Origin of the sequence: Chitinivorax sp. B, from assembly GCF_005503445.1 — a bacterium.
Lineage (GTDB): Bacteria > Pseudomonadota > Gammaproteobacteria > Burkholderiales > SCOH01 > Chitinivorax.
This window is the reverse complement of the sequence record NZ_SCOH01000004.1, coordinates 178,188-195,845: the sequence shown is the minus strand read 5'-3', so window position 1 is coordinate 195,845 and position 17,658 is coordinate 178,188. Positions and strand designations below refer to the sequence as shown.

The window sequence follows — 17,658 nt, the reverse complement described above, 5'->3', positions numbered from 1 at the left end:
ATCCGGACAAACAACCGGGTTATTGTCATGTCCGTCTTCACTCCCGTCAGCGCGGCACAAATGGCCGAGCGGCTCAAAAATTATTCCATTGGCAGTCTGGTCGAGCTGAAAGGCATTCTGGCTGGCATTGAGAACACCAACTATTTCCTGACCACTTCACATGGCCGGTATGTGTTGACGTTGTTCGAAAAGCTGCAGATGCACGAGCTGCCGTTCTATATCAACCTGATGGCCCATCTGGCCCGGCATGGTATAGCTTGCCCGGCGCCCATAGCCGATGTGCGGGACGAATATCTGGCGGAATTGAATGACCGACCTTCCTGTATTGTCACCTGCCTGAAAGGTGAAGCGGTCATGGCGCCGGAAGCCACCCACTGTGCACAGATTGGCGAGATCCTGGCGGAAATGCATATCGCCGGGCAGACCTATGATGGACGCATGCCCAACCAGCGTGGTCCGGAATGGTGGACAGCCACTGCACCAGAGGTTTACCCATTTATGTCGGCTGATGCGGTACATGTCCTGCGGGACGAAGTGCGCTTTCAGGAGCGTCATCGCTTTGACAAGTTGCCGGAGGGAGCGATTCATGCCGACCTGTTCCGTGACAATGTACTGTTCGACGGTGACAAGATTGGCGGCGTGATTGATTTCTACTTCGCCTGCAATGATCTGCTGTTGTACGACGTGGCGATCACGATCAACGACTGGTGTGTCATGGACGATGGCGACATTGACCCCGTCAAGGCCAGGTCAATGCTGACTGCCTACAATGCGGTACGGCCGTTCCGTGTGGAAGAGGCGGCCAACTGGGGGGTGATGCTGCGCGCTGCAGCGCTGCGCTTCTGGGTATCGCGCCTGTATGACTTCCACAAACCCCGTCCTTCCGAGCTTAACAAGCCGAAAGACCCAGCCCATTTCGAACGTGTGCTGAAAAAGCACATTGCACGTGACCCGTCCAAACTATGGCTATAGATCATGCTCAACTGGCGACGCATCGTACTTACCTGCTGCGTTATGCCTTACTGCAATTACGTGATGAATCGCAAGCGGAGGATGTGGTCCAGGAAACCTTGCTCGCCGCGCTGCAGGCTAATTTTTCCGGCCAGTCATCAATCAAAACCTGGTTGACCGGCATCCTCAAACACAAGATCATTGACCTGATCCGCAAAAAGAGCCGAGAGCCTGGCTTGCCAGATGACTTTTCAGATGTGGCTGATGCAGGGGACTTTGATCCATTGTTTGACCAAACCGGACATTGGGATCAGGAAACCATGCCTCATACATGGGACCAGACCGCACAATCGATCGAAAACCGGCAGTTTTGGGCAGTCTATGAAGCCTGTGCAAAGCAGATGCCAAAGCGGGTGGCCTTGGTGTTTTCGTTGCGCGAAGTAATGGGGCTGGAGATTGACGAGATTTGTAAGCGATTGGAAATCAGCGCGACTAACTGTTCGGTAATCTTGTATCGGGCGCGGATGAGCTTGCGGTTATGTCTGGACAAGAATTGGTTCGGTAATGCCACTGGGAGCGCATAGTGCTGGTATGCAAAGAAGCGACACGTTTGGTATCGGAAGCGATGGATCGCAAGCTGACCATGGGTGAACAACTGAGTCTGAAATTCCACCTGACCATCTGCAGTGGCTGCCGTAATTTCAACAAGCACATGCAGTTCTTGCGTAGCGCTGCCCGTCGTCTGGTTGACCGCGACGATGGGCCGGATCAACCTTGATTGATCTTGGCAGTGTACTGACTTCGGCCGCTGTATTCTCCGCACTCTCCTTTGCTTTTCTTCTGTTCGTATCACATCTTCCGATCTGGGTGTAATTGAATTACACCATCTGTTGCTCATTCGATCTGAGCCATCCTGAGACAGTCGATTCTCTATCAGTATGCTTTTCAAGCTATTTCAGCTGATTACGCGTTATTCGAATTGATCGCACAAATTATCAATTTGCAAAAATAGAGCAAAAGTACAATACCATGCGACTGGCATGAATCCGTAAGCGTCCATGCTGCTGGTAGAGGGTGACAACAATAAACAATTTGGAAGGAGAGATGACATGGTACCAAAACAAGGTCTATGGGGGTGCGCACGTCCGCTGGTATCGGCATTGGCACTGGCATGGGCGGTAACGGGGTGTGGCGGTGGCGGAGGAGGGGGAGACAGCGGCACCAATGCCACGGCCCAGGCTGGGACGGTGGCGCCCATCAGTGCTGGTACCCTGCGTGTCCACTTCCATCGTAATGATGGTAATACCGCGGATTGGGGGGTCTACTCCTGGAGCGGCCCAAAAGATCCGAAAACCGGTTGGCCACATGATCGCATCAAGTTCACTGGCGCAGATGCTTTTGGCGCTTATGTGGATATTCCACTGGATCTGGGCAAATCCAAACTGGACTTCCTGATCATCGATGGTAACGGCAACAAGAGTTGTGGTAGTGATCAACAGGCGCCGTTTGCGTCGGATATTGCCAGCAAAGGACAGGAAGTCTGGGTGCTGGACGGTGATTGTAAGGTATATGACAAGCAGCCCGGATATGGTGTGGGCAATTTTGCCAACGCCAGTGCCATGTGGTTGAACAACACCACGATCGCTTGGCCCTCGGCCCCTGCTGCTGGCTCGACTTACAAGTTGTACTACGCGGCCAATGGCGGCATCAGTGCCGCCCCGGATGGGGTAACGGGAGCAGAGGGTATGGCCAATCTGCAGGTGGCAAGTGCCGGTTTGCCGGACGCACTGCGCAGCAAATACCCCCATCTGGCGAGTGCAACAACGTTGTCGATGTCGCTGGCCGATGCCTCTCCTGCTGTGCTGAAAGGCAGGCTGAAAGGGCAGGTCGTGGTGGCGGAATTCAACGCAGCCGGTAAGGTGGTCAAGGCGACATCGCTGCAGACGGCTGGGGTGCTGGATGCGATCTACGGCAATACCGCCCGCAATAAGGTATTGGGTTTGACGTTTGATGGTGCGAATGTTCCCACATTTGCACTATGGGCACCCACTGCCAAGTCGGTCAAGCTCAATGTCTATCCTGCAGCCGGGGCCGCCGTGACGGTAGAGATGGTGGAAGATGCGGCGTCAGGTGTCTGGTCGTATCAGGCAAAAGATGCCAGCTGGACGAATGCTGCCTACTACACCTATACCGTCGATGTCTTCAGCCGCCATGCCGACAATAAAGTGGTCAACAATACGGTAACAGATCCCTACTCGATCAGTGTCAGTGCCAATGGGCAAAAGAGCTTTATCGGCAACCTGGCCTCTGCCGTACTGAAACCGAGTGGCTGGGATGGTCATGCGGTCCCCGCACTGGATGCACCGGAGGATATCTCGCTGTATGAACTACACGTGCGTGATTTTTCCGCCAGTGATACCAGCCAACCAGCCAATCTGCGCGGCAAGTATCTGGCATTCGCCAATACGGCCAGCAATGGCGTCAAACACTTGAAGCTGTTGCAGCAATCGGGCCTGACCCACGTGCATTTGTTACCCGTGTTTGATATTGCCACCATCGATGAAACCGGCTGCGCTGAGACAATTGTACCGAATGCGCCGGCGGATTCTGATCTGCAGCAGGCGGCGGTGCAAGCCAATAAGGGCAAGGATTGTTTTAATTGGGGCTATGACCCCCATCATTACAATGCACCGGAGGGAAGCTATGCCACGGATGCGAGCGATGCCAAGGTACGTGTCCGTGAATTCCGTCAGATGGTGAAAGCATTGCATGACCAAGGGCTGCGGGTAGTCATGGATGTGGTCTACAACCACACTGCTGAGGCTGGTCAGGGCGACAAGTCGGTATTGGACAAGATCATACCGGGCTATTACTACCGGCTGGACAATCAGGGCAGTATCTTCAATTCCACCTGTTGCTCAAACACTGCGGCCGAGAACGTGATGATGGCCAAGTTGATGATTGATTCCACCAAGTTGTGGGCCAAGGAATACCAGATCGACGGCTTCCGCTTCGACATCATGGGTCACCATCCGCTGGAGGTGATCAATCAGTTGAAGGCGGATACCAATATGGCAGCCGGTCGCGAGTTGTATTACTACGGTGAGGCCTGGAATTTTGGCGAAGTGGCCAATGACCAGCGTTTCAAGCAAGCCCGGCAGGACAATATGGCGGGTACGGGTATCGGATCATTCAATGATCGCCTGCGTGACGCCGTGCGAGGCGGCGGTTGCTGTGATTCCGGTGAATCGCTATTGAGGAGTCAAGGTTACGCCAACGGTATCTATCTGGATGGTAACGGTAAGAGTACTGAGGGCAAAGAGGCATTGCTACACCAAGCTGATCTGGTGCGTTTGGGCTTGGCTGGTACGCTGAAGGATTATGTACTGACTGATAAGGATGGCAACAGTAAACGTGGACAGGAACTGAGCTACTTCGATCTGAAGGCCGGGTATACCAGTGATCCACAGGAAACGATCAACTACGTTGAAGCGCATGATAATCAAACTTTGTTTGACATCAATGCCTTCAAATTGCCACAAGGCACCAGTAAGGTGGACCGGGTGCGTTCGCAAATCCTTGGTTCGGCGATTGTCACCTTGTCACAAGGTATTCCGTTCTACCATGCAGGCCAGGAAATTCTGCGTTCCAAAGCGATGGATCGCGATAGTTACAATTCGGGCGACTGGTTCAATCGCCTGGATTGGACCTACACAGGGAATAACTTTGCAATTGGCTTGCCTGTCGCAGAAAAGAACCAGGAAAACTGGGGTTTGATCAAGCCTATCCTGACTAACCCATTGTTACAGATGGGGTCTGCAGAGATATTGTCGGCACGTGATGTATTCCGGGATTTCATGGCGATCCGTCAGAGCAGTACCTTGTTCCGTTTGCGTACAGGGGATGACGTAAAGCATCGCCTGAGTTTCTACAACGTTGGGCCAGCGCAGGTACCAGGTGTGATCGTCGCGCAATTGGATGGCAATGGCTATGCGGGTGCCAACTTTAAACGGATCGTGACCGCGATCAACCCAGACAAGGTGAGCCAGACCGTAGCTGTCGATGCGTTGAAGGGAAAAAACCTGGCACTGCACCCCATACAGGTTTCAGGTAGTGATCCAGTGGTCAAAATGGCCACGTACAACAACGTTGCCGGAAGTTTCTCCATACCGGCTCGTACCGTTGCTGTGTTTGTCGAGCATTGAACAGCCAGTTGAGCCCGATCTGTAGTAGATCTGTTTGATCCAATCCTCATGCCGCCCTTCGGGGCGGTTTTTTTGTGTGTCTGATTAAGTGCAATGAGCACCATGCATTGCTTTTACATCTCTCTTATATCTGAATTTAGGAATAAACACGGAAAATATATTTTCAATGACGGATGTGTTGGGGGTTGGGTTGGAAGTGAATTAACATTAATATCAAATGGATTTACGTTGCATGCTTCGTTAAACAGTGATATACAAGAATTTCTGATGTGAATAGTCATATCTATGGATATGCAGCTATCAGAATTGTCTGATGTTATTGACTACTTACCAATGGTAACGATCAACATGGACGCAGGAAATCATGCAATGAACGTTGGCCGGCGCAGCTCCACATCCTATCGCCGCACTAGCAGTCGGCGGTCGCGCAAAATGCGCAATTGGCTGATAACAGCGCTGGTGGTAATGATGGGGTTGGGGATGATGGGGATGGCACTTTATGCCGCATCTGAAGCCTATATGCAGCCTATGGCAAGCCGAAGTCACTGATTGCAACCAACCGGCCGGGGTATGAGTGATCCACTATGTGTGGGGCAACATATTGGCTATGCGGTATGATCAGGCGAGTGAAATCGCATACCTGTACCAAGTAAAAAGCCCAGGCAGTTTGGCTGCGTGGGCTTTCGTTTTGGTGGCTGCGTATTTCGCGGGCCGGATGAGTTGTCTACTATAACCATCGCCTTGCCTGACTTTCTCTTGAGCGATCTTCCTGATTGTTTCTGATTTGATGTGCTTGCCTGCTGTTACAGCTTGCACGTTCCTGAGATCTTGCTGTGACGACGTTGGTGGTGCGTATTCGAAAAAATATTATCCAGTAGTGTTGCCATCGTAACTGCCCAATCATGATCAATCCTTCCATGTCGTGGTGAAATGAGATGGTTTAAGGTTCGCATCAAATGGCTTGCAACAACAGATGGCGCGAGATGCGTGATTTGTCGTGATCGGTGGGCTGTATTGCAACTGCTGCAATTGTGGTCACCTACAATTGCAGCAGTTGCATCGAAGGGTAGGTCAGTTGCGGGTTAAGCCGGCGCTTTCATCCAGACGCAAGCGCACGAAGGGCGGGACGTCCTGTTCTGCCACAATATTCATGGCTTGATAGAGCGGTTCTTTCGACAGGGTGTCGAAGAAGCCATGTCTCGGCCAGCCGTCTTCATCCAGTTGGGTATCCAGCACTGCTTGCCAGGCTTTGCTCAGGCCACCCTGCCGTACCAGCACGACTGGGCGACAGAAAAGCCCACGCTGGCCAACCAGACCCAGGCACAGGCCACTCATGGCTTTGATCTGGCGATCCTGTTGCAACATGCTGGCGAAGACGGTGATCTGAAAGGCGCGCGTCTCCCGTTCAAAGCTCTGTATGATCAATTGGCTTGATTTTTTCACCAGATAGCCTCGTAGCACCTCGGTTACTTCTGGCGTGGCTACCAAGCCGGTCTGTTCTGCCTGGCTTCCGTTCATACGATGGACTTCCAGGGTGCGCATGGCGCCGGTTTTGCTGTTGAAATAGATCAGCAACATGCCCAGCACGTATCGCCCTGGCCATACTACCGATGGCCTCCACATTTGGTAGATGCCGGGTGTTGCATCCCGCAGCTTTTGACGCGTGGTACGTACCGACTCCAGCTCATGGACCAGGCTCCAGAAATATTGATCAGGTACGCGCGCAATGGCGAGTTGGTCGCGCACCTCATCCCAAAACCCTTCGTTGACCAAGTACTGTAGTAATCGTTCGGCATCGTCAGCCTCCAGCTCGGCCTTGCCACTACACCAACGGCTGAACGTGAATTGCGATGCTCGCTGGATTACCTCGGATCGACACAAAACCTTGAAGTGCAACATGTCCCGTTCATCTGGGCGCGCCGCCTTGCGGATTTGCCTGAACCGTTCCCGTAGAAACTCCTGCCCGTCTCTTGCCAGGCGACCAACCAGTCGCTCAATCTCGCTGGCTGCCTGATTCTCGTTTTTTCCGTCCATTTTTGGCTTCTCTGTTGTGTTGGACGCATAGTGTGCCATCGATCTGCATCATCGCGGCAACTGCTGTTATATCCTGATATTGATCAGTGTAATCATGCATTGGTGCCGAAACTGTATCTGAACCTGTGTTGGAATCGTGGATAGAATGACACTCTCTTGATCTTTTCCGGCCGTGCTTGGTCATTCTGTCGTGCCACAACAGTCTCGTCTTGGTTTGCTGTATGCCTTTGGTGCCTATTTCTGCTGGGGCCTGTTCCCGCTTTACTGGAAGCCGATTCAACATGTGCCTGCGCTGGAGATACTGGCGCATCGTGTCGCTTGGTCGTTGTTGCTGCTGGCCGGTATTCTCACTATCAAACAGCATTGGGTTTGGTTCGGCGCCGCCATACGTAATCCACGGGTGCTTGGCGGGTTTGCAGTGTCGTCGCTCTTGTTGTCGTTGAACTGGTTTGTCTATATTTGGGCAGTCAACGCAGGCCATGTGGTGGAAACCAGCCTTGGCTATTTCATCAACCCACTGGTCAGTGTGTTGTTGGGTGGGCTGGTGCTGAAAGAACGGCTTCGATCTTTGCAAAAACTGGCTGTCGGCCTAGCCACACTGGGGGTAGTGTGGTTAACGGTTGCATTGGGTAAGCTGCCATGGATTGCACTGGTGCTGGCTGTTTCATTTGGTGTGTACGGCCTGTTGCGCAAGACGGCGTCACTGGGTTCGCTGGAAGGTTTGTCATTGGAAACCATGCTGATTGGCGGACCTGCATTGGGCTTTCTGCTTTGGCAGGAATGGCAGGGTCACGCCAGTTTTGGCCATGTGGATGGTTTCACCAACGCGATGTTGGTAGGAGCTGGGGTAGTGACAGCGGTGCCGCTATTATTGTTTGGTGCGGGTGCTCGGCGTCTGACATTGACCACGATGGGCGTGATGCAGTACATCGCGCCAACCTTGCAGTTTCTGATCGGTGTATTTGTGTATCACGAACCGTTCAATCGGGACCGATTGCTGGGTTTTGGGCTGATCTGGCTGGCGTTATTGATTTTCAGCGGAGAGGGTATCTGGCGCAATCGCAAGTTGAGCGCTCCCACCACCTGATCAGACCAAATCAACGGAACCTAGGTTGAAGCAGCAATGATGACAGCCGTGTGAAAGGTGCGAGCCACGGAAACAGCACGGCCAGTTCGATAGACCAAAAACTCCTCCGGCCGACTGTTGTTGAAGCGGACCGCTTCTACCTTAGCTTCACGACCGCGGTAGGTAATTCGCCAACTGGCGGCTCCGATTTTGCTAACTTCAATACCGGATAGGCCTTCGCTGTTGTAAACAGCGGAATCGTTGATTTTCATCTGCGTATGTGATTTGTGCCGACTTGTGCAATCTTGTTTGGCGCTATCCTGGATACCGCCCACCAATTGGGCCGATGAAGCAGGCTATCAGGGGCAATTGTTCAGAATGTTTGATTGTGTAGGCTGTGAAACCTGCCAGTAAGGTATGGTAATACTGACAAGGTTAGTATTATCAATCGCTGATATATGGCTGTCCAGTGTATTGTCTAGCCATTTTTCAGTATTAGTGCAACGGTAGGTGCGAGCTCGGTATATGTTGCTGATTTTTGAATGAATTACCGTCAAATACAGCTGGGTAGTTATCCCCCTTTGGCGTCGGCAAACTGTAGTGCAGCCAGCTCCGCATACAGCGGAGAGTCTTTCAGTAATGACTGATGGGTACCTTCCGCAACAATTCGACCCGCATCCATCACCACAATGCGATCAGCCTGTTGTACGGTGGCCAGTCGATGGGCGATCACCAACGTAGTGCGCTCCCTGGCTGCATTGTCGAGTGCTTGCTGTACCTGGCGCTCACTGGCGGCATCCAGTGCGCTGGTGGCTTCGTCCAGCAACAATACTGGTGGGTTTTTCAAGATGGCGCGTGCAATGGCAATACGCTGGCGTTGTCCACCCGATAGTCGAACGCCACGTTCCCCTAGAAAGCTGTGGTAACCCTCTGGCAGTGCTTCAATGAACTCGGCAGCTGCAGCCAGCTCTGCTGCACGTTGCACTTCTTCCAATGTTGCATCGGCGCGGCCATAGCGGATATTGTCAAATACACTGCCAGCAAAGATGACCGTGTCCTGCAAGACAATACCGATATGCTGGCGTAGATCGGCAAGTGCAAGGGATTGGTTGGGTATGCCATTGACGCGGATTTCACCTTGCTGTGGGTCATAGAATCGCAACAGTAGTTGGAACAAGGTGGTTTTACCTGCACCGGATGGGCCTACGAGTGCTACGTGCTCACCAGGCCGGATGTGTAGCGAAAATTGCTGCAAGGCGGGTGTGTTGGGGCGGGAGGGGTAGGCAAAGCCAATATGATCGAATATCAGACCATCACCTTGTGCAGGCAATGCTTGAGGCTGTGCTGGCTGTTGCACGGGCGGTACAACGGCCAGCAACTGCAATAGCCGCTCTGTCGCGCCTGCCGCCCGCTGCAGGTCACCCCATACTTCTGCAATGGCGCCGATGGCGCCAGCGGTTACCACGGCATACAGGATGAATTGTGACAATTCGCCCGCTGTCATCTGGCCAGCCAGCACCGATTGGGCACCCAGCCAAAGTACAAACACAATGGCCGCAAACACTAGCACGATTACCACTACCGTCAGCCAGGCCCGGGCCTTCACTCTGGTCAAGGCCGTATTGAAGGCTGTCTCGACCGACTGGCCAAAGCGGGTTCGTTCGTTGGGTTCCTGGGTGAAGGCTTGTACTGTTGGCATAGCATTGAGGATTTCGCCAGCCAGTGCGCTGGCATCGGCAATACGGTCCTGACTGTCTTTCGATAAACGCCTGACGCGCCGGCCAAAAATCAGAATGGGCAGAATGACCACCAACAGCGTGATCAGAATGTAAGCAGACAGCACCGGGCTGGTAACGGTCAGCATGACCAACCCGCCGATCAGCAACAGCAGGTTGCGTAAACCCATCGACAGACTGGTCCCGACGACAGTCTGAATCAGCGTGGTATCTGCGGTCAGCCTGGATAACACCTCGCCAGTTTGCGTGGTTTCAAAAAACTGCGGACTCATGTCCAACACATGGTCATAGACCGCCCTTCGTACATCGGCCGTTACCCGTTCGCCCAACCAGGACACAAAATAGAAGCGCAACGCGGTGGCGCCCGCCAGTACCACCGATACCAGAAACAAGGCCAGGAAATAGCGATCGATATGGCCGCGGTTGGCTGCAGCAAAGCCGAGATCAATCAAATACTTGAATGCCACCGGTAAACTGAGCGTGGCACCCGCAGCCACCACCAGTGCCAGGGCTGCCCATATCCAGCGAATTGCATAGGGCTTGAGAAACGGCAGCAGGCCCAACAACGGCGTAAACTTGCCCTGAGCAGGCGGTGTGGCGGTCATGGCAGTATCCTTGCTGGGAAATGGTGTGGTGGCGGATTGGTAAAAAATTGCAAATAAGATCACGATCCGCGAATACGTGCGAACAAAATAGAGGTTGTTCACTCACAATGTTCAACCTACATGCACAAGCCTGATGCAGCCCCGCTGAATGTGGGATGTTGATGTGCCTGTGATCAGTCGAATCTGAGCAATTCATTACCCGCGTATATTGTGTCGAGCAGTCATGAAAACAAGAACCCTACTTATTATTGCCTTGTTGGTCATCGGTTTTGCCAGCGCCATGGCGTTTCGTCAGAGCGGCCAGCAAGCCGATGCCCCAGGTAAAGGTCAGCGTGGTGGCAAGGTGGATGCCACAGTGATCGTCGCCTTGGCCCAGCAGGCGGATATACCATTACAATTAGAAGCAACCGGCACAGTGACACCATTGCAAAGTGTCGATATCAAGCCACAAACGGCTGGCGTGGTGAAGAAGGTACTGGTTAAGGAAGGCCAGAATGTTGGGGCCGGTGATGTGCTGTTTCTGTTGGAAGATGATGCTGAGCGCGCTGCGCTTAACCGTGCCAAAGCCCAGCTGGCACGCGATCAAGCCCAACTGGCGGATGCTGACCGCACGCTGGAGCGCAATCGATCCTTGTCGCGTGACGGTTTTTTATCACCCAGTGCGGTGGATACGGCGCAAAGTACGGTAGATGGCCTGCGCGCCGCAATTACGGCTGACCGGGCAGCAATTGAATCTGCTCAGATTGAACTGGATCGCAAAACGATTCGTGCTGCGATTCCTGGCCGGGCTGGCAGTGTTGGTGCCTTCCCAGGGACGGTTGTGCAACCGGGCATGGCCACTGCGATGGTGACGCTGGTACAGATGACACCCGTGACTATCAGCTTTACCCTACCGGAAAGTGGCCTGTCGTCAGTCAGGGCTGCACAAGTACATGGTACATTGCCAGTGGAGGCCTATTTATCGGGGCAGGATAAGCCAGTTGCAATGGGTAAACTGGTGTTTATCGACAATATTGTCGATACGCGTAGCGGCACCATTCGCGCCAAAGCTGAATTCGATAATCGAGATACCCAGCTTTGGCCAGGTGCTTATGCCAAAGTGAAATTGTCGTTGGGTAAGCGCGCTGATGCTTTGATCATCCCGGTTACCGGTGTGCAGACCGGGCCGGAACATCGCTTTGCCTATGTGCTGCAACCAGATCAAACCGTAAAGGCCGTACCGTTGACATTGGTATCGATCAATGAGGATCGCGCCATCGTCGATGGACTGGCGGTGGGTCAAGCAGTGGTGATTTCAGGTGGGCAGAACCTGAAGCCAGGAGATAAGGTCAAGACCACCACAGCTCAAAAGAACGAAGCCACTGCCAACTTAAAATAAAAATCGGCCAGCCGTGTCACCAGATCCAGAACAGCAATACCCAGCTACCGATGATGCCAGCCCACGCGGGCATCAGCAGCAGTATGGCAGCACCACGACGTAGTAGCCCCTGCGCTTTGCCTTGCTGCCACAGTAACCAGGCGGACCAAAGGGTAGCCAATACCAGCAAGGTTGCGCGTGTTGGGTTCAGCCATAACATGGGCAGACCTTCAGTCTTCAACAGACTGGCGGTCAATGCCGACAAACCCAGAAATACGCCACAGGCAGCCAATGGGATCAACGTATTGGCCATCCGGTGCAGCTGATGACCCCATGTGCCAATGTGGGTGCGGGCCGCTGCCGCCAGCCACAGTATGACCCAGCTACCCAAGACGACTGCCATGGTCAGGATGTAAACCACGATCATGCCGCCATCCAGCCAGGTAAAGGTGTCGTTATGCTCTGGATAGTGGGTGAGTATCCACCACGGCGCATTATCATCCAGCGGCCATAAGATGTCATGGTCGATCAGCCACTCTGCCATGGTTTGCTTGGCCATGATGAACCAGGGGCTGGCTGTCCACTGAAATGCCCCGATCGCCACACCCAGCAAACCATACACTAACAAGATCAGATCCCAGACACTGTGTGACTCTGTTTGCGGGGATGTGATTTCTGCATTGGGATGTCGCCAAGCCAGCTCGACCGCATTGCGGTGCCCGGCACATCGCCCGCAAAGATGGCAATCCGACGGCCTCTGCATGCGCCGGATATCCACCAGTGGTGCGCAGTTGATGGGAATGACCCGCTGCTTGCCGTGAGCCTGCCATTGGCTGCGATCGACTTCCATATAGACCGGTGACAATCTCGATAACAGCCTGAATACGCCGCTGACGGGGCATAAATGTCGACACCAGACTCGTTTGCCCTTGCCGTACATCAGACCAATCGCCATAGCGACCAGTGTTGATCCGCCCAGCACCAGCAGCGCTGCTTTCGGGTATTGATAGACGCTGACCAGCTGGCCATAAATGGTCGTGAGACAAAAGGCTACAAATGGCCAGCCATTCCATTTGGCCCAACGCGGTATAGCACCACCACGCCCATGCTGGCTGGCCCATTCGCTCAGCGCGCCTTCAGGGCAGAACACCCCACACCAACTGCGGCCTATCAACAACATTGATACCAGCACGAATGGCCACCAAATCCCCCAGAACAAAAATTGCGCGAACAGTGTGAGGTTATTGAGAATCCGCGCCTGATCATCGGGTAATGGCAGACAGACCGGTACAATGATCAAGAACAGGTAGACCACCACGACCACCCATTGAATGCAGCGGATCGCGCTACCGTGGTCACGCATCCAGTGGCCCCATACAGCAATGGAGGTGGAGGGAGGAGGAGATTGGATATGCGAACAATCAGACATCAGTCACCTCGGCTGGCCGAGTGAAGGTAAGGCAAAGATACTTTGTAGTGGCTTGTGGCACAGCGATGCCACGTTGAACCATCATGATGGTCAACGATTGGTCCGGCGTAACAATCCCCACATCGTTAGCCAATAAGTGGCATACGCGATCAGCAACAACAATGCCGGGTGGGCACGATAACCTGTCAATGTCGCGATAAAGCTGCCTGTGGTGCTGCCATCGTCCAGCAGGGCCGAGCTATCCCACACCGGGTCGATCAGTGGTGGCAGCCAACCCAGATTCAGCATTTTCTCGACGGCGTTCACCAGCAAGCCACCTGCCAGTACCAGCAGCAGAATTTCCGACAACGTGAAGAACACTCGCCATGATAACCAGCGCCCACCTCGTTGCAGCAACCAGAAGGTGGCACCTGCCAAGACGACTCCCGCCACCATGATCAGCAGGGTATAAAGCAGGCTGTGCTGCTCCAACCCCACGCCATACAGGAACACGACGGTTTCTGCGCTCTCGCGGCCAACTGCCAGTGCCACGACAATCAGTAGCCCCCACCAGTTGGCGGATTCCAGATTGCGTTGCAGCCTGCGTTCCAGATCTCGCTTCAAGGTGCGGCCGTGACGCCGCATCCAGCACACCATTTGCACGATCAGTATGGCCGCCACACTGATCATGCCGAGCTGGAAGTATTCCAGGCCATCGTCTGGTAGCCATCGCATGATTCCCAGCATCAAGCCAGCCAGGATCAGCGCCAGACCGATACCCGCAGCGACCCCACCCCACAGGTAGCGCATGCCATACGCAGCATCTGGCTGGCGTTTCAACCAAGCATACAGAATGCCGACGACCAGCATGGCCTCGGCAGATTCACGCCAGATAATGAACAGTGCATTTCCCATGCGATGGTCCTTGATGGGTATTACTTGGCGACGATCTGCCCCTGACTGGTTGCCTGGTGGTAATCGTCAAAATACTTATAACTGCCCGGTTTCAGTGGGTGGATGACCACAAATGACTTCGCCCCAGGCCCCAACACTTTTTCCTGCCGTAACGGCAGGCTCTCGAACTCGATGGCACCCGTGTTCTGGTTGTCGATTTCGATCTTGAAGCGTTGGCCTGCCGGCACATTCAGCGTGCTGGGCTCCAGCTTGCCATTACGGGCAATCAGCTTGAACGTCAGCAAGGACTCGGCCTGGACTATGGGCAGCGCCAACATGCTCAACAAAGCAATCAGTATGGTGGGGTGGGTCATGTTGGCGGGTCCGTCAGCTTAATAGCCACCTTTTTTGCCAATGCCGGCATAGGCAAAGTCATATTCCAGCTGAAATGGCTTGAACCATGCCCCCACACCAGTTTCCTTGTCGGTGTGGCGCCCAAAATGGCTATGCGGGTTGGCATCCGGTGCGGACACAGTTAGTTTCAACTTGTACTTGCCTGGCCCCATCAGCTTCACATTGTCGCCATAGTGCGGGCCATCGCTGGCCACCATCGGCATGAAATCCCCCGCAATCTTGTCTTTGCTGCCGGCCTTGGTCACTTCATACTTAATGTTCAAATATGGTACCCAGCTGCCTTCCTGAAACCCGTTCGGGTTGTTCTCCAATGCCTTGATATCGGCTTCCAGGTGGATATCCGACTCTTCGGCCTTTCGCATCATGCCATCCGGCTCCATCTTCACAGGCTGTAGATATACTGCCGCAACTTCCAGGCCGTACTTCTGTTGTGGTTTCCCGATTGGGTATTCGCGTGCAAAGGCGTTTGGGACCAATAAAACGGCGGCAAGCAGTGGGAACGTAAAACGGAGGCCAGACATGTGTGGTTCCTTGCAGAGACATAACAATATCAATCTGTCAGGATTTTACTGCGAAGCATTCTCATTAAATATTGGCCGGAATGGCTATGGATTGGGGAGACGGTATAGGTTGTTTGGTGTATAGCGGGGCCGAAAAGTACGATAAAAATGTGCGGTCGCAGGTATGACCTTTGTCTGACATATTGAAGGTATTGGCATTATGTTGATCAGAGCAGGACGATGAAATATGACGCGGGGCGGTTAAGTCATGAAATACCAGTGTTTGACCCAAATGGTTCTTCACCCCGCTGGCGGTCGCTCATCACAGATCTTGAACCGATTCCAAGCCAGTGCTTCTTTTTAGTTAGTGACGGCTGCAGCAGGCAGAAAAGGCAAGACATGTTGCATGGCACGCGCGACATAGGCTTCTTTTTCACCAACAGGGGCGACGTAATGCAGAGCACTTTGTGCGGTCTCCATGCCTGCCAGGCGAGCAATCATCCAGGTGGCGAGATAGATCGACGCCAAGCAGCCACCAGCAGTCGCGACATTACCCTTGGCGAAGAATGGCTGGTTGAGTACGTCAATGCCGGCTTCCTGCACCCAAGGCTTCGTCGTCAGATCGGTACAGGCTGGCACACCCTCCAGTAGGCCCAGTTTAGCTAACACCAATGTGCCGGAACATTGTGCAGCAAGCAATTGGCGTGACGGATCAAGCCGCAGTTGTGCCATCAATGCGGCATCTGCTACGACATCGCGCGTTTTCATTCCGCTGCCGATGATGACAGCGTCTGCGGAACATGCGTCGCTTAGAGAAACCTGGCGTTCCAGTACTACCCCATTCATTGACTGGACATGGGCGGTGGGGCTGGCGATCGATACGTGCCAGTCTGGCTGTTTGATGCGGTTCAGGATGCTGAACGCGATGAGCGAGTCGAGTTCATTGAAACCATCAAAGGTCAGGATTGTGATGTGCATGGGCTACCTCCATATTCAATTGCGGTTGCGATGACACATCCTATGGTTGAAAATCAGTACAATCAAATTATTGTCATGGATACATTGCTGTATGGCGCGCGCCCGATATAAACAACTGGTTGATAGATTGGCTGCCGATATCCGTACAGGTGTTCTAGCTCCGGGCACTCGCCTGCCTACGCACCGACAGCTTGCCACCAAGGAAGGCATTGCCTTGGTGACTGCATCAAGGGTTTATGCAGAGCTGGAATCGATGGGGTTGATCAGTGGAGAAATTGGTAGGGGAACATTTGTCCGGGAGACGGCGATCCCGCCTGGCCATGGTATTGATCAGCAAGCAACGGCGGCGGGCGTGGTGGACCTTAACTTCAATTATCCTGCACTGCCGGAACAGACAGAGTTGCTGAGGATTGCACTGCGTCAGCTTGCCGCTACTGGTGATCTGGAGGTGCTGCTGCGTTATCAGCCTCACGCTGGGCGTCTGCATGAGCGTGCCGCTATTGCACGTTACCTTGGTGGCAAGGGGATATCCTTTGAAGCAGAACAGGTGCTAATCGTGAGTGGTGCTCAGCATGGGTTGGCTGCAAGCGTGATGTCGCTGTTGAGGCCTGGCGATGTCGTGGCGGCGGATGCGCTGACCTATTCAGGTTTCAAGGTGCTGGCCGAGGCTCAGCGACTTGAGCTGGCCGCTATCCCGATCACAGATCAAGGGCCTGATCTGGATGCGCTGGGAAAATTGTGCCGTCGTCGGCGAGTGCGGGCGATCTACACCATGCCTACGTTGCACAATCCAATTGGATGGGTGATGAGCATGTCGCAGCGTGAGCGGCTGGTTGCAATTGCCCGACGAAACGAGCTGCTGATCATCGAGGACGCAGCGTATGCATTTCTTGCAGACAATCCGCCGCCGCCACTGACTGCGTTGGCGCCAGAGCTAACCGTGTACGTGTCTGGTTTTTCCAAAAGCGTGGCGACTGGGTTGCGTGTAGGGTTTGTTGCGGTACCAGTGCAATGGGTGCCGCTTGTTGAACGAACAATCCGGGTAACCACTTGGAACACCCCAACTCTGATGACTTCGATCGTCTGTGGCTGGCTGGATGATGGTACGGTAACCAGGCTTGAGTCAGAGAAACGCCGGGATGCCGCCACCAGGCAATCCATGGCCAGAGATGTCCTCAACGGGTTGCAGTATGTTGGCCATCCATCATCTTATTTTCTGTGGCTTCCACTACCTGACGAGGTACGTGCGGATCAGGTTGTTGCAGCACTGCTTCGCGCAAATGTTGCTGTTTCCACGGCAGAGCCATTTGCCATATCTGACCACGTTCCCCATGCGATTCGCTTGGCGCTGGGCTCCGTACCGCAGGAGGTGTTGCGGATGGCCCTTCACAAAGTCAGACAAGTCGTTGGCGACTATGCGTACTGAGCCGATGTACCATGACGGGTTACAAAGCTTGTCAGCTGGGAATGCGGGCGAATAACGGTATCCCGGCCAAATCCGGATTTAAAA

Annotated in this window: 15 protein-coding genes; 7 read left to right on the top strand and 8 right to left on the bottom strand. The window is 53.7% G+C overall.

All coding sequences use genetic code 11. The features are described from left to right. Positions 1 to 27 precede the first annotated feature (27 nt). From FFS57_RS04485 to pulA, 4 genes are all read left to right on the top strand, one after another. Positions 28 to 972, top strand: coding sequence for a homoserine kinase (locus tag FFS57_RS04485; protein ID WP_137936563.1), 945 nt, complete (start codon positions 28 to 30; stop codon positions 970 to 972). Then, a complete protein-coding gene (locus FFS57_RS04480; protein ID WP_137936562.1) occupies positions 963 to 1,535 on the top strand; it encodes a sigma-70 family RNA polymerase sigma factor in 573 nt (190 codons plus the stop codon). The genes FFS57_RS04485 and FFS57_RS04480 overlap by 10 nt, the downstream gene beginning before the upstream one ends. Then, complete coding sequence (locus FFS57_RS04475) at positions 1,535 to 1,729, top strand: zf-HC2 domain-containing protein (protein WP_137936561.1); 195 nt, start codon at positions 1,535 to 1,537, stop codon at positions 1,727 to 1,729. Before FFS57_RS04480 ends, FFS57_RS04475 begins: the two co-directional genes overlap by 1 nt. Before the next feature lie 331 nt (positions 1,730 to 2,060). Further along, positions 2,061 to 5,156: a pullulanase-type alpha-1,6-glucosidase gene (gene pulA, locus FFS57_RS04470; RefSeq protein WP_171013607.1), complete on the top strand. Its 3,096-nt coding sequence runs from the start codon at positions 2,061 to 2,063 to the stop codon at positions 5,154 to 5,156. A gap of 1,071 nt (positions 5,157 to 6,227) precedes the next feature. On the opposite strand, the gene FFS57_RS04465 is transcribed toward pulA, so the two are convergent. Further along, complete coding sequence (locus FFS57_RS04465; RefSeq protein WP_137936559.1) at positions 6,228 to 7,190, bottom strand: hypothetical protein; 963 nt, start codon at positions 7,188 to 7,190, stop codon at positions 6,228 to 6,230. A 190-nt stretch (positions 7,191 to 7,380) separates the two neighbouring features. Here FFS57_RS04465 and rarD point away from each other — a divergent pair, with 190 nt between their 5' ends. Then, positions 7,381 to 8,277: an EamA family transporter RarD gene (gene rarD, locus FFS57_RS04460; protein WP_137936584.1), complete on the top strand. Its 897-nt coding sequence runs from the start codon at positions 7,381 to 7,383 to the stop codon at positions 8,275 to 8,277. Between the two features lie 20 nt (positions 8,278 to 8,297). Here rarD and FFS57_RS04455 read toward each other — a convergent pair whose 3' ends face one another. Together FFS57_RS04455 and FFS57_RS04450 are read right to left on the bottom strand one after the other, a co-directional pair. Next, entirely contained in the window at positions 8,298 to 8,528 is a 231-nt protein-coding gene (locus FFS57_RS04455; RefSeq protein ID WP_137936558.1) for a hypothetical protein, read from the bottom strand. A gap of 299 nt (positions 8,529 to 8,827) precedes the next feature. Then, entirely contained in the window at positions 8,828 to 10,597 is a 1,770-nt protein-coding gene (locus tag FFS57_RS04450; protein ID WP_137936557.1) for an ABC transporter transmembrane domain-containing protein, read from the bottom strand. A 223-nt stretch (positions 10,598 to 10,820) separates the two neighbouring features. Between FFS57_RS04450 and FFS57_RS04445 the strand changes: the two genes are divergently transcribed. Next, complete coding sequence (locus tag FFS57_RS04445; RefSeq protein WP_137936556.1) at positions 10,821 to 11,975, top strand: efflux RND transporter periplasmic adaptor subunit; 1,155 nt, start codon at positions 10,821 to 10,823, stop codon at positions 11,973 to 11,975. A gap of 16 nt (positions 11,976 to 11,991) precedes the next feature. On the opposite strand, the gene FFS57_RS04440 is transcribed toward FFS57_RS04445, so the two are convergent. The 5 genes from FFS57_RS04440 to FFS57_RS04420 all read right to left on the bottom strand — a co-directional run bounded on the left by FFS57_RS04440 (position 11,992) and on the right by FFS57_RS04420 (position 16,148). Then, positions 11,992 to 13,383, bottom strand: a complete 1,392-nt coding sequence (locus FFS57_RS04440) for a 4Fe-4S binding protein (RefSeq protein ID WP_137936555.1) — start codon at positions 13,381 to 13,383, stop codon at positions 11,992 to 11,994. Positions 13,384 to 13,473: 90 nt separating this feature from the next. Beyond that, a complete protein-coding gene (locus FFS57_RS04435) occupies positions 13,474 to 14,277 on the bottom strand; it encodes an FTR1 family iron permease (protein ID WP_137936554.1) in 804 nt (267 codons plus the stop codon). A gap of 20 nt (positions 14,278 to 14,297) precedes the next feature. Continuing rightward, on the bottom strand, positions 14,298 to 14,630 hold the full coding sequence (locus FFS57_RS04430; RefSeq protein WP_137936553.1) for a cupredoxin domain-containing protein: 333 nt from the start codon (positions 14,628 to 14,630) through the stop codon (positions 14,298 to 14,300). Positions 14,631 to 14,648: 18 nt separating this feature from the next. Further along, the gene (locus tag FFS57_RS04425) at positions 14,649 to 15,191 is read right to left on the bottom strand and encodes an iron transporter (RefSeq protein ID WP_137936552.1); all 543 of its coding nucleotides are present in this window, start codon (positions 15,189 to 15,191) and stop codon (positions 14,649 to 14,651) included. 339 nt (positions 15,192 to 15,530) lie between these two features. Beyond that, positions 15,531 to 16,148: a DJ-1/PfpI family protein gene (locus FFS57_RS04420; RefSeq protein ID WP_137936551.1), complete on the bottom strand. Its 618-nt coding sequence runs from the start codon at positions 16,146 to 16,148 to the stop codon at positions 15,531 to 15,533. 91 nt (positions 16,149 to 16,239) lie between these two features. Between FFS57_RS04420 and FFS57_RS04415 the strand changes: the two genes are divergently transcribed. Continuing rightward, positions 16,240 to 17,574 (top strand): aminotransferase-like domain-containing protein, encoded by a 1,335-nt coding sequence (locus FFS57_RS04415; RefSeq protein WP_137936550.1) that lies wholly within the window; start codon positions 16,240 to 16,242, stop codon positions 17,572 to 17,574. Positions 17,575 to 17,658 lie beyond the last annotated feature (84 nt).

What these genes read in the sequence shown, in the direction of transcription:
- FFS57_RS04450 (WP_137936557.1), bottom strand. Translation starts at nt 10,597, where the DNA reads ATGACCGCCACACCGCCTGCTCAGGGCAAGTTTACGCCGTTGTTGGGC.
- FFS57_RS04425 (WP_137936552.1), bottom strand. Translation starts at nt 15,191, where the DNA reads ATGTCTGGCCTCCGTTTTACGTTCCCACTGCTTGCCGCCGTTTTATTG.
- FFS57_RS04445 (WP_137936556.1), top strand. Translation starts at nt 10,821, where the DNA reads ATGAAAACAAGAACCCTACTTATTATTGCCTTGTTGGTCATCGGTTTT.
- FFS57_RS04430 (WP_137936553.1), bottom strand. Translation starts at nt 14,630, where the DNA reads ATGACCCACCCCACCATACTGATTGCTTTGTTGAGCATGTTGGCGCTG.
- FFS57_RS04420 (WP_137936551.1), bottom strand. Translation starts at nt 16,148, where the DNA reads ATGCACATCACAATCCTGACCTTTGATGGTTTCAATGAACTCGACTCG.
- FFS57_RS04440 (WP_137936555.1), bottom strand. Translation starts at nt 13,383, where the DNA reads ATGTCTGATTGTTCGCATATCCAATCTCCTCCTCCCTCCACCTCCATT.
- FFS57_RS04465 (WP_137936559.1), bottom strand. Translation starts at nt 7,190, where the DNA reads ATGGACGGAAAAAACGAGAATCAGGCAGCCAGCGAGATTGAGCGACTG.
- FFS57_RS04455 (WP_137936558.1), bottom strand. Translation starts at nt 8,528, where the DNA reads ATGAAAATCAACGATTCCGCTGTTTACAACAGCGAAGGCCTATCCGGT.
- FFS57_RS04485 (WP_137936563.1), top strand. Translation starts at nt 28, where the DNA reads ATGTCCGTCTTCACTCCCGTCAGCGCGGCACAAATGGCCGAGCGGCTC.
- FFS57_RS04480 (WP_137936562.1), top strand. Translation starts at nt 963, where the DNA reads ATGGCTATAGATCATGCTCAACTGGCGACGCATCGTACTTACCTGCTG.
- FFS57_RS04415 (WP_137936550.1), top strand. Translation starts at nt 16,240, where the DNA reads ATGGCGCGCGCCCGATATAAACAACTGGTTGATAGATTGGCTGCCGAT.
- pulA (WP_171013607.1), top strand. Translation starts at nt 2,061, where the DNA reads ATGGTACCAAAACAAGGTCTATGGGGGTGCGCACGTCCGCTGGTATCG.
- FFS57_RS04435 (WP_137936554.1), bottom strand. Translation starts at nt 14,277, where the DNA reads ATGGGAAATGCACTGTTCATTATCTGGCGTGAATCTGCCGAGGCCATG.